Here is a 12,235-nt window from a genome sequence, read left to right as displayed (position 1 = left end):
GCGGAGCCCAAATGGGCTAGGCGATGAAAACTATAGGTACGCAATGGTAATGGTGAGCAATGTTCACTCCTTCTTGTCGGAGGGTGAATAACTGACGTCAATGCTGGCGTCGGGAAGAACTTCGGAAAGCGCCATTGCCACGCTGTCCGGAATGTGGCAAACTCCTCACTGGTACTGACCAGCTAGCCGAAGAGTTGCCAAGATGTGAGTCCTGGCAATATCGAGGCCGGCGACGTCAGCGGGCGAGGAGAAATCGCCGATCGTCCTGTGTTTGGGTTGTTAGTGGACTCTGCTTCAATCATGGGGTGTGAGCTGCGGCAATGCCGCAATAATCGACAGTTGGGCCGAGGCCTGACAATAGTCGCCGGGTTAACTGCAAGGCGCACGTAATGCGACCATACGCACTGAACGCAGCAATGCGGAGCAGTTGCTTCGCTGTCGAAGTTTCGGGAATCGGCAAGGCGGTCCGATGGACCTCGGCCGGTGAACATCTTCAGGCCGAATTCTGTGCATGGGGAAAGGTTTCTGAACACATGATGGTTCTCGAGATGGCCGCGCCCACGAAAGAGCGGCCACAACAACACCGACGAGTAACGCCGGAGAGGGCCGGTGGAGTTTCCGCACGCAGGAAATGGCAATCTGCGTATCTTCGTCGTCTGGCGATCACCGACACGATCATCGTTGCGGCAGTTGTGTTTCTGGCTCAATGGTGGCGATTCGGTAGCGACGCGGATGTCGTCGACGGTGAAGCATTCGGCCATTTCAGCTACACCGCACTGTCTTTCGCCCTGATTATCGGCTGGTTTGCCGTACTGAGGGTATTTCGGACCAGATCTCCTCGTGTGATCGGAAGCGGCCCTGAAGAGTACCGATTGATCGCTGTCGGAACGCTCCGCCTGTTCGGACTGATTGCGATCGCCAGCCTTCTCCTTCACCTGGAGATCGCGCGCCTGTTCCTTGCCGTGGCGTTTCCGATGGGATTGACCGCCTTGATCGCGAGTCGTTGGATCTGGCGACGGGTGATTGCTCGTGAGCGAGCCCGAGGTGAATTTCGAACTGCCGTACTTGTGGTCGGTGTGCGAGGGGCGGTTGTCGATCTTGCACGCAACCTCGAGCGCGACGATGCCCATGGATACCGAGTTGTCGGAGTCTGCGTACCCGGCTACGGAGGAGACGTGGGCGAAGTTGTCACAGTGAACGGTCGGGACATTCCGGTGCTCGGAGACGAGCACAGTGTCACCGACGCACTCGAACAGGTCGGTGCCGACACGGTGGCGGTGACGGCGTCGGAGCGACTCAGACCGGAAGGGCTGCGCAAGCTGGCCTGGGATCTCGAGCGCGATCATGTGGACCTTGTTGTCGCACCGGGGATTCTGGATGTGTCCGGGCCGAGGCTCTCGATGCGCCCGGTCGCTGGATTTCCGCTGATCCATGTCGAGCGTCCGCGCTATCACGGCGCGCAGAAGTTCACGAAGACGACCTTCGACATCGTCTTCTCAACCGTGGTACTCGCCGTGATCAGTCCGGTGCTACTGGCGGCTGCGATCGCCGTCAAGCTCACGAGCAAGGGGCCGGTTCTGTACAAGTCCGAGCGGATGGGGTTGGACGGTCAGCCGTTCCCCATGCTCAAGTTCCGCTCGATGGTCCAGAATGCGGATTCACAGGTCACGGCGCTGATGAAGGAGAACGAAGGCGCCGGAGTGCTTTTCAAGATGCGAGACGATCCGCGTGTGACGACGGTCGGTCGATTCATGCGCCGATACTCGATCGACGAGTTGCCCCAGTTCGTCAATGTCCTCCGGCGTGAGATGAGCGTTGTAGGCCCGCGGCCACCGCTTCGGCGCGAGGTCGAGATGTACGACGACGCGGTCAGTCGTCGGCTACTGGTCAAGCCCGGTGTCACCGGCCTGTGGCAGGTCAGCGGACGTTCTGATCTTTCGTGGGAAGACACTGTCCGCCTGGATCTTTCCTACGTCGACAACTGGTCGATGATGGGTGACGTCATGATCGTCGCGAAGACGCTCAAGGCGGTGGTGGGAAGTGATGGCGCCTACTGACAAGAAGGCGGTACCGGCGCCTTGCGAAAATGAGGCACCGAACAATCCGCTGATCTTGCGAACGGCATTGGTGATCGCGGTCATCGGCGCGAGCGGAGCCTTTCAGGCGTACACGCAGAGGACAGCGCTCGGATCGTTGCTCGTACACGGTTCGGCCGTTCTTTCGGCGACAATTGCGTTGGTCTACTTCCTCGACCGGCGATTCTCACGCAATACGACGTGGCCTGTCTTCACGCTTATGATCTCGGCCGGCGTCCCGGCAACCAGCTGGTACTGGTCGACACTGCCCCGGAACTCCGCCGTCGCCGGCATCGTCGTCGTGTGCCTGGCGATCACGGGAATCATCGTCGCCCGTGAGTTGACCTTCGCGGTGCGAGTGCGGACTGTTGCCCTCACCTTGCTGGTACTTCTCGTGCTGTCGTTGATGGTCGTGTTCCTCGATCCTTCGACTGGCATCGACGTGGACACCCGCGCCGTTGCTTATCGCGGAATCTTCACGCACAAGAACACTTTGGGACGAATGGCTGCCATCGAAGTTGTACTTGTCGGTGTCATGCTCATGCTTCCCGACGTCAAGCGTATTCCGTGGGTGGCGGCGCTGGCTGTCGCCGGCATCGTGTTGTTCGAGGCCCGGAGCCAGACCGGTCTCGTTGCTGCGGGGATTGCGCTGGCGACAATGGTTGCTCTGAGGTGCTTTCGACGGACACCGAACGCTCACCTCGCCTCGACTGTGATCATCGGCCTGTACCTCGGGGTGTCCGGCGCGATGAAGGTGCTCGGACCCGATGTCGCGGCGCTACTCTCGCGAGATGTCACGCTGACCGGCCGGTTACATCTCTGGACGGTATCCGACTACTACGCCGAACAGCGGCCTCTGCTCGGATGGGGCTTCGGCTCGGTGTGGGCGCCGGACAGTGCAGTGGGGCAGATGATTCGGTCAAAGCTGTCCTTTCCGGCGACCAGCGCACACAACGGAATGCTCGACATTCGGCTGCAGATCGGTTGGATCGGATTCCTGCTGCTGTTGGCCGGCTATTACCTGCTTCTGAGCACGGCGCTCGGGCGAGCCCGCAGCAGAACGGAGTACATCGCCGTCGTCGCGATCATGGTTCTCGTCTTCTCGATGGACTTGACGGAGTCGACGCTCTTCTTCGGCGCCATGTGGCTGATCGCATGGGTCTTCCTGGCGCCGTACGGACCCTCGACCCACCGCTCTCACAGTGCGGGCAACGCCGAGTTGTCGATCCGTGGGGTTCGTGGCGACAAGAACGACGCGTACAGGTTCGCTCCGGAGCGAAGAGGAGGTCACTGAGATGTACAAGTCGTTCGATGTAGCGCGTTCGAAGCCTGAAGTGAACCCGACGTCCGCCGGTGGATTCACGCCGCCGAAAGCCTTGATGTTCCATGCGATCTATCGGAATCCGGGTGGTGAGGAGCAGAGCTTCGCCAACGAATCCAAGCTCCTGAAATCGATCGGATACGAGACGGTTCAGTGCACCACCGAGAATTCCAAGATCTCCCGGGGACCGTGGGCGGCAGTCACCGCAGTGTTCAGTCCTCGCGTACTCGTCGATGCGTTGCGCATCATCCGTTCGGAGCGCCCCGACGTCATCTACGTGAACAATCTCTGGCCGGCGTTCTCGGCTTCGTTGCTCGTGGCCTTAAGAGCCGCCGCAATTCCTACGTTGCAGGCGGTTCGGAACTATCGCCTCGCCACACCGTCAGCCAAGTTGCGCGCAGATGGCACGTGCACCGAATGCGGTTCCACCAAATACTTCACGAGTTGTGTCCGCAACGGATGCTACGGAAACAGCCGACTTCAGAGCCTTGTCTGCTACCTGAGCGCTACGGCGGTCAAGCTGAGCGTCTTTGGGTGGAAGCAGCACAGGTTCGTCGCAACGAGCGCGATGACAGCACGTCTGGTCGAAGGACGACTGATCAGTTCTGGCCGCGTCGTGGTTCGTCCGAACTTCGGATTCGAAGAAAATGAACCCGAGTTTCGGAGCACTGATTCGGTTGTGTGCGTCAGCCGACTGACACCGGAGAAGGGCGTCCTGGATTTGGTGCGCAACTGGCCGCAGGGCGCTGGAAGTCCCTCGCTCACAGTTCTCGGTGACGGACCGCAGTACGGCGAGATCTCCAGCATAAGCGCAGCTCTCGACAACGTCACGCTGGCCGGATTCACTTCGCACGAACATGTGATCGAGATACTTCGCGACAGTGCGGCGTCCGTGGTGCCGTCTCAATGGGCAGAACCGTTCGGACGCGTTGCGATCGAATCGATGTCGGTTGGCACCCCGGTCATCTACGCAACCAACGGTGCACTCGCGGACATCGTCGGACCGGGCGGAACGCCTCTCCATACCTTGGAAGAGTCGTCGATACGCGAGGCCCTCGATCGAATCTTCGGAGCGGACGATCGATCGGCGATACGCAGATCCGCTTATCGTCACTACTCGAATCGCTTCACATCGCGCAAAGCGGCGACGTCGATGCGTGAGCTCATCGACGAGGTGAGATCGTGAAAGATCGCACTCGGCATGTGACATTCATGGCCGATCAAGGGCTTTCGAGCGTCCTCACTTTTGTCGTTCTCACCTCGGTGGCACGACTCGGTGGTCCGATCGAAGTCGGCCAGGTTGCCGTGATTCAATCGGCGGGTCTGTTGGCACTGGCACTGGGGAGAGCGATCGGCGTCGACGTCTGGCTGTCGCGAGGGGCGGGGTCCGACGAGCGTGGACCGGCGTTGGCGCCCACGATCGTGCTGGCGGCGGTATCGGTGACATCGGTGTGGGCACTGTTCGTGATCGCCGGCTCGGACTCGATGAATCTCACGGTATACGCCTTGGCTGCAGCTGGTTTCGTGGTGTTGGACGTGATACGCACGATGCTGATGCACGACGGTGCGAGTTGGATCTCTGTGTCGATACAGATCGTGACACTCTCGTTCGTCCTTATTGCAGCTTTCCTGGTCGAGAATCTGACACTTGCACTCGTGACCTATACGGTCGGTGTCTTCGTCGCGCTCGCTCTCGGTCACGCATCCATGCGTCTGGTACCGCCGGTACCGTCGATCAGGTACTCGCGCACTCACCGATATAGATCAGTGCCGTTTGCGATCGAGATATTGATGGGATCAGCTGCTCAGCAGGCGATGTTCTTGATACTCACTGTGGTGGCGTCGATCTCGATGATCGGTGAGATCAGAACTGCCCAGACACTGCTCGGTCCGCTGTCCTTGATGTTCGCGGGCATCTCGCCAATTCTGATGCGTAAGTTCGGCAGTGGTGTCGAAGCGATGAGCCCGAGCGAGTGCATGGCACTCGGCCGCCGAGTGGGCTTGCAGATCTTCTGGGTTTCGATCATCTGCGTTTCGCTGATCTGTCTCACGCTCGAGATTCGACTCTCGGGAGTGCGATTGATGGATCATCTGGTCGGGCCGCACTTTCCGAACTTGATACCGGTCATTCTGCTGTGCGGGTTGGCGGTGGCGTTCAACGGGATTCTTCTGGGCGTCGGTACCTCGATCCGCGTCGTGGACAAGACCGCAAACCTCAACACATTTCGCGCCATGCTGTTGCCTCTACAGTTTCTGATCGTTCTCGGGGCGGGACTGACCGACAGCGCCGTATACGTCGCAGGAGCATTGGCCGTGTCGGCGTGCGCCAGCGCGAGCGTCGCACTTCTGGTTTCGATGAACCGTGACGCCCGACCGAAAGTTGACCTCTCATGAAGAATCCCAACGGCGTCGTAGTGGCGATTCTGACCTTTCGTCGTGAATCGGAACTGGCTGTCTGCATCGAGAGCGTCCGGGCATCGATCCAGGCTTCCGGTGCCTCCGCCCAGGTCGTAGTAGGCGACAACGATCCGGAATCCACCACGCCGACGTATGTTGCCGACGGGATCGAACGACTGCATCTCGGATTCGGCGGGGTATCTCCGGCGCGACGTGCGCTGGTCGATCTCGCCCGTGCACGAGATCGTCGTTACATCGTCTTCGTCGACGACGACGAGTACGTCGATGTCGACTGGCTGTCGAATCTCCTCACCTGCGCCGCAGATTTCGACGCAGGTGCTGTGGCCGGTCCTGTGATTCCGGTGGGTCTGCCTGCCTCGGAACTTCCATTGCACACTCGCGTTCGCCATTCGACCGGCACCCCGGTTGCGTCTGCAGGCGCTGGAAATCTGTTGTTGGACCTGAAGGCTTTGAACGGCTTGAACTTCAGTGACGACTGGGATCTACCTGGCGGCGAGGACACCGAGTTCACGCTCAGGATGAGCGCCGGCGGTGTCCGGTTGGTGTGGTGCGACGAGGCGCTTGCGTACGAACCGGTAGACGAGGATCGGCGTCGGGATTCCTGGCTCTTCGCCCGGTATGTCAACAACGGACGAATCCTCGCGGTCTGTCAGGGACAGCTCGAGCTGCCACTGTTGGCGGCTCAGAGTGCCAAACGCGCTCTGCTCGTACTCGCGTCGGCGACGTTGATCCCCGTTGCCTTGATCAGTCCACGGATCAAGCGCGTGGTTCTCGACAACGGTGCACGCAACATCGGTTGGTTCTCAGAGCGATTCAGCCGCAGCGATTCTCGGACGCCGCGCGCACAGAGGCTGGTGATAGCGCGATGACACGGTTGTTGATGACGGCATACGCCTGCGATCCGAATCAGGGGAGTGAATCCGGTGCGGGTTGGGCGCTTCTCTCGGCAGCTTCCGAACTGTGTGAGTCGATCACGGTGGTGACTCGCTCCGGTGAGGCTCCCGCATTGGAATCAGAGTGTGAACAGCTCGGTTGCGAGGTTCGTGTCGTGCGAATAGCGACTTTGCCCGCGGAAGAAGCCGGATCGTACGGTCGATACCTCCGATGGCTCTGGCACACTTCACTGTTCGTTCGGCGTGAAGCGGCAAACTTCGACGTCCTGCACCATGCAACTTTCGCCTCCGACTGGCTGCCCCCACCGGTGCTGTTCGGTGGAGCCGGCGGAGTACGACTGGTATGGGGGCCTGCTGGGGGCAACACCTACCCGCCGATGCGGCTCGCCAAGCGCATCGGTATGCGGTATCTGGCATCCACGGTAGTTCGAACCTGCTCGACGAAAGCCGTTCGGTCACTGACACACATCTTCATGTCCGGACGAGTTGACACTTTCATCGCGATGAACTCCGACAGCGGACGTGGCGCACCGCGGGCACGCAATGTCGTCGTCCAACCCAATTGTGTTCTGGGCTACGACGGAATCGAGAAGCAAGCGGTACCCAGACCGAAACGAAGACTCTTGTTCGTAGGAAGACTGTTGCAATACAAAGGAATCGACCTGATTCTGGATGCGCTCGAGCAGCTGGGTACCGAGTGGTCCATGACCTTTGTCGGGGAGGGACCCGCCCGCGGGCGGATCGAGAAGTCGCTTCCGTATCGGCGCGGTCAGATCACGCTTCGCGGATGGCGCGACAGATCGGAAGTGGTGGGCGAGATGGGGGCCTCCTCCGCTCTGCTCTTCCCGAGCATGCACGATTCGGGCGGCTGGGTGGCGGCCGAAGCGGCTGCGGTGGGCCTGCCGGTGGTCTGTTTGGATCTCGGCGGTGTGCCGACACTGGCAGGTAGGAACGCCGTGACGATCCCGGTTGCTCCGGCGTCGACTCTCGCCTCTCGTATCGCTCGATCGATTGTCGAGACCGAGCTTTCTCTCTTTGAACCGCAACGTGATTGGACTCGGTCCCGGTTGACATCGGTCTTGTCGCGCAGCTACGGCCAGTGCAATGAACGTCGACAAACGAACTCGGAAAAGTGGTGAGACAGATGAGCAGTCCGTTCGAGGTCATCGAGGTGGGTGGCATTCCGTTTGCCGCGACCAATCTCGAGAGAGCTACCGATTGGGTGGTCAACGACAGACGAGAGGGAGCCGGAACCGGAGTCTCCGTGAGGTTGTCGAATTCCTACTGCGTGTCGGCGGCGCACAGTGATCGCGACTACTCCGCGGTTTTGAAGGGTCCCGGTGTGAACTTCGCAGACGGAACCCCGGTCAGCTGGGTGATGCGCCTGATCGGCGGCACCGCCGATCACGTCGGTGTTCGACCAGTCCGGGGTCCGTCGTTCTTCGAGGCCACCCTGGACAAGGGACGCCGCTACAGCCTTCGTCACCATTTTGTCGGCACGACAGAAGAGACGTTGGGTCTCTTGACGGATCGAGTCGAGGAGTTATACCCGGGAATCAAGGTGGCCGGCACATATGCCCCGCCGTTTGCCGCGTTCAGCAAGGAGTTCGTCGACGACATCATCGCGAAGGTCGATCCGACGTCACCGGACATCGTGTGGGTCGGTCTGGGTGCGCCGAAGCAGGACTTTGTCACGAAGGCGATAGCGGATCGAACCGACTACGTGGCCGTCGGTGTCGGCGCGGCCTTCGACTTCTTGGCCGGAACTGTTTCGGAGGCACCATCTTTCGTCCAGAACTCGGGTTTCGAGTGGTTGTATCGACTTGTATCCGAACCCAAACGTCTGTGGCGGCGCTACCTGTTCGGTAACTCGACATTCATACGGCTGGCATCACGTGACATACGAAAAGTCTTCGGCCGTTTGGGGGGACGCGCATGAGCGAGATCAAGACTGCCGAGCGATTCGGAGGACTACGGACCACAACCGTGGTTTCGCAACTATCAGGCGGGCTGTCCCGCAACGGAAGGAACGCAGGATGAAACGCGCACTGATTACCGGAATCACGGGGCAGGACGGCTCTTACCTTGCCGAGTTGCTGCTCTCCAAAGGCTACGAGGTTCACGGACTGATCCGTCGATCCTCGACGTTCAACACTTCGAGGATCAACCACATCTACGTTGACCCGCACGATGCGGATGCTCGACTTTTTCTTCACTACGGTGACCTCAGTGACGGAGCGCGCCTGGTGACACTACTCGCGCAGATCAAGCCGGACGAGGTGTACAACCTCGCTGCGCAGTCTCACGTCAGGGTCAGCTTCGACGAACCCGAACACACCGGGAACACCACTGGCGTCGGGTCGATCCGACTACTCGAAGCGGTTCGGATGGCCGGACTCGACTGCCGGTTCTACCAGGCGTCGAGTTCCGAGATGTTCGGTGCCACACCGCCACCGCAGAACGAGGAGACACCGTTCTACCCACGTTCGCCCTACGGTGCGGCGAAGGTGTACTCGTACTGGATCACCAAGAACTATCGTGAGGCATACGGGATCTTCGCTGTGAACGGAATTCTGTTCAATCACGAATCCCCGAGGCGTGGTGAGACATTCGTGACGCGGAAGATCACGCGCGCGGTCGCACGCATCCAGGCAGGTATCGAGGATCATCTGTACATGGGCAATCTCGATGCGATTCGCGACTGGGGATATGCGCCGGAGTACGTGGAGGGAATGTGGCGCATGCTGCAGGTCGACGAGCCTGAGGATTTTGTGCTCGCCACCGGTGGCAACTACTCGGTGCGCGACTTCCTGACCGTCGCGTTCGAACATGCAGGTCTGAACTGGGAAAACCACGTTCGATTCGACGAACGGTATCTTCGGCCGACCGAGGTGGACGCACTGATCGGGGATCCGAGTCATGCCGAGCGCAAACTCGGTTGGAAGGCCGGCGTGCACACACCCGAACTGGCCCGGATCATGGTCGAGGCAGACATCGAAGCGCTCGAACACGAAGGGCGACCGTGGATCGACACTCCGGCACTTCCCGACTGGTCGGCGACGCGATGAGTGATTCATTCGCAGCGCGACCACTCGATCGAGGCGCACCGTTCTACGTGGCCGGCCACCGAGGTCTGGTCGGCTCTTCGGTGTGGCGACACCTGGAATCTGCGGGCTTCACCAGGTTGCTCGGAAAGACGTCGGCCGAACTCGATCTACGTGACCGGGAAGCTGCTTTCGATTTCTTCGCCCGCGAAAAGCCGACCAACGTGATCCTCGCAGCAGCAAAAGTTGGGGGGATTGCGGCGAACAGCACTTTCCTCGTCGACTTCCTGTCGGAGAATCTGCGCATCCAGGTGAACGTGCTCGACGCTGCCCTCGCACACGGCGTCGAGCGTCTCCTGTTCCTCGGATCATCCTGCATCTACCCGAAATTGGCACCGCAACCGATCAAGGAGGAATACCTGCTCACCGGGCATCTCGAGCCGACCAACGACGCCTATGCAATAGCAAAGATCGCGGGAATACTCCATGTTCAAGCTGCCAGGCGGCAGCATGGTCGCCCCTGGATCTCAGCTATGCCCACCAACCTGTACGGCCCGGGAGACAATTTTTCGCCGCACGGATCGCACGTACTTCCCGCCCTCGTTCGGCGTTACGACGAGGCGCAGTCGTCGGCAGTCCAGTCGGTTGTCAACTGGGGGAGTGGCAATCCGCGACGTGAATTCCTGCATGTCGACGACTTGGCGTCGGCGTGTCTGCATCTGCTCGACAACTACGACGGTGCATCGCATGTCAACGTCGGAACCGGCGAGGACCACACAATTCGTGAGATCGCTTCGATAGTCGCCACGGAGGTCGGATACACCGGAGAGACGCGGTGGGACACCTCGAAGCCGGACGGAACGATGCAGAAACTGCTGGACGTGAGCATGATTCGGAAACTCGGATGGCGGCCGACAATCGGATTGCGCGAAGGAATCGCGTCGACGATCTCGTGGTACCGCGACAACATCGGTGCCGTACGTACCTGAATCACTTTTCCCATCAACACACTTCGCACACTCTCGAGAAAGCAGATCGAGCAACATGAGCACTCGCATAGCAGTATTCGGCACGGGATACCTGGGCGCGACACACGCGGCCTGTATGGCCGAACTCGGTCACGAGGTCCTCGGAGTGGATGTCGATGCGGCAAAGCTGGAGAAACTGGCAGCAGGTGAAGTTCCGTTCTACGAGCCAGGGTTGGGCGAGGTCCTACGACGAAACATCGATCGAGGGCGACTGAAGTTCACGTCGTCGTACGAGGAAGCTGCAGAATTTGCGGACGTGTTCTTCCTCGGGGTCGGTACGCCGCAGAAGAAGGGTGAGTTCGCCGCGGACATGGTCTACGTGGATGCCGTGATCGAAACGCTGGCGCCGCTGCTCACCAAACCCGCGGTCATCTTCGGAAAGTCCACGGTACCGGTGGGCACCGCGGAACGGCTCGGTAAGCGCGCGCGGGAACTGGCACCGATCGGTGACAGCGTCGAAGTCGCGTGGAATCCCGAGTTTCTCCGTGAAGGATTTGCCGTCCAGGACACGTTGCACCCGGACCGACTTGTGCTCGGAGTCGATCGAAATGTCCGCGGTCGAGCGGAATCTGTTGCGCGCGAAGTTTATGCAGAGCTACTCGATGAGGAGATTCCGTTTCTCGTCACGGACCTTGCGACGGCGGAGTTGGTGAAAGCGTCAGCGAACGCTTTCCTGGCCACCAAGATCTCGTTCATCAACGCCATCTCCGAAGTGTGCGAGGCTGCGGGCGCCGACGTCACAGTGCTCGCCGACGCGATCGGGCACGACGTTCGGATCGGACGTCGATTCCTCAACGCGGGAATTGGTTTCGGCGGAGGGTGTTTGCCGAAGGACATCCGCGCCTTCATGGCTCGCGCCGGTGAACTCGGTGCCGACCAAGCATTGACGTTCCTGCGCGAAGTCGACAACATCAATATGCGCAGACGTACACGCATGGTCGAACTGGCGCGGGAGGCATGCGGATCGCTTCTCGGTGCGAGAGTCGCAGTTCTGGGTGCCGCGTTCAAACCGGACTCGGACGACGTTCGTGATTCGCCGGCGCTCAACGTCGCGGGTCAGATTCAGCTCCAAGGTGCTGCAGTGAACGTGTACGACCCAAAGGCCATGGACAATTCGCGCGCGCTGTTCCCGACGCTGACCTACTCGGCAAATGCATTGGAGGCCTGCGAAGGTGCCGATGTCGTCCTGGTATTGACCGAGTGGCTCGAATTCTTGAAGTTGCAGCCGTCCGATCTCGATTCGTTGGTTCGCAAGAAAGTGATCGTCGACGGGCGCAATTGCCTTTCCCCCGACGCCTGGCGAGGCGCAGGTTGGAACTACCGCGGACTGGGACGCCCGTGAGCACAGGACGTCTCGTCCGTCGCAGCTGATCTATATCGAAATTGATAAAGCCCGGTTCGCCCTCGCGGTCCGACCGGCAAAGACCGCTCAGACCCGCAGTGGACATGCGTGAGC

10 protein-coding genes are annotated in these 12,235 nt (G+C 60.1%); all 10 read left to right on the top strand.

Annotated features, from left to right (window positions below; all coding sequences use genetic code 11):
• Nucleotides 1-533: 533 nt before the first annotated feature.
• The 10 genes from M1L53_RS21265 to M1L53_RS21220 all read left to right on the top strand — a co-directional run bounded on the left by M1L53_RS21265 (nt 534) and on the right by M1L53_RS21220 (nt 12,121).
• On the top strand, nt 534-2,057 hold the full coding sequence (locus tag M1L53_RS21265) for a sugar transferase (protein ID WP_054187596.1): 1,524 nt from the start codon (nt 534-536) through the stop codon (nt 2,055-2,057).
• Complete coding sequence (locus M1L53_RS21260) at nt 2,044-3,369, top strand: O-antigen ligase (protein WP_054187554.1); 1,326 nt, start codon at nt 2,044-2,046, stop codon at nt 3,367-3,369. The genes M1L53_RS21265 and M1L53_RS21260 overlap by 14 nt, the downstream gene beginning before the upstream one ends.
• Nucleotide 3,370: 1 nt before the next feature.
• Nucleotides 3,371-4,582, top strand: a complete 1,212-nt coding sequence (locus tag M1L53_RS21255; protein ID WP_054187553.1) for a glycosyltransferase family 4 protein — start codon at nt 3,371-3,373, stop codon at nt 4,580-4,582.
• Nucleotides 4,579-5,790, top strand: a complete 1,212-nt coding sequence (locus tag M1L53_RS21250) for a hypothetical protein (RefSeq protein WP_054187552.1) — start codon at nt 4,579-4,581, stop codon at nt 5,788-5,790. The genes M1L53_RS21255 and M1L53_RS21250 overlap by 4 nt, the downstream gene beginning before the upstream one ends.
• The gene (locus M1L53_RS21245) at nt 5,787-6,683 is read left to right on the top strand and encodes a glycosyltransferase family 2 protein (protein ID WP_054187551.1); all 897 of its coding nucleotides are present in this window, start codon (nt 5,787-5,789) and stop codon (nt 6,681-6,683) included. The genes M1L53_RS21250 and M1L53_RS21245 overlap by 4 nt, the downstream gene beginning before the upstream one ends.
• Nucleotides 6,680-7,846 (top strand): glycosyltransferase family 4 protein, encoded by a 1,167-nt coding sequence (locus tag M1L53_RS21240; RefSeq protein WP_054187550.1) that lies wholly within the window; start codon nt 6,680-6,682, stop codon nt 7,844-7,846. The genes M1L53_RS21245 and M1L53_RS21240 overlap by 4 nt, the downstream gene beginning before the upstream one ends.
• Before the next feature lie 5 nt (nt 7,847-7,851).
• A complete protein-coding gene (locus M1L53_RS21235) occupies nt 7,852-8,646 on the top strand; it encodes a WecB/TagA/CpsF family glycosyltransferase (protein ID WP_054187549.1) in 795 nt (264 codons plus the stop codon).
• 97 nt (nt 8,647-8,743) lie between these two features.
• The gene (gene gmd / locus M1L53_RS21230; protein ID WP_007726640.1) at nt 8,744-9,775 is read left to right on the top strand and encodes a GDP-mannose 4,6-dehydratase; all 1,032 of its coding nucleotides are present in this window, start codon (nt 8,744-8,746) and stop codon (nt 9,773-9,775) included.
• Nucleotides 9,772-10,740, top strand: coding sequence for a GDP-L-fucose synthase (locus tag M1L53_RS21225; RefSeq protein WP_054187595.1), 969 nt, complete (start codon nt 9,772-9,774; stop codon nt 10,738-10,740). Before gmd ends, M1L53_RS21225 begins: the two co-directional genes overlap by 4 nt.
• 55 nt (nt 10,741-10,795) lie before the next feature.
• Nucleotides 10,796-12,121 carry a UDP-glucose/GDP-mannose dehydrogenase family protein gene (locus M1L53_RS21220; RefSeq protein ID WP_054187548.1) on the top strand — a complete coding sequence of 442 codons (1,326 nt, stop codon included), beginning with the start codon at nt 10,796-10,798 and terminating at the stop codon, nt 12,119-12,121.
• Nucleotides 12,122-12,235: the final 114 nt, after the last annotated feature.

Source organism: Rhodococcus sp. T9N (genome assembly GCF_024436645.1).
Taxonomy (GTDB): Bacteria; Actinomycetota; Actinomycetes; order Mycobacteriales; family Mycobacteriaceae; genus Rhodococcus_F; species Rhodococcus_F qingshengii.
This window is presented reverse-complemented; position numbering and strand designations above follow the sequence as displayed.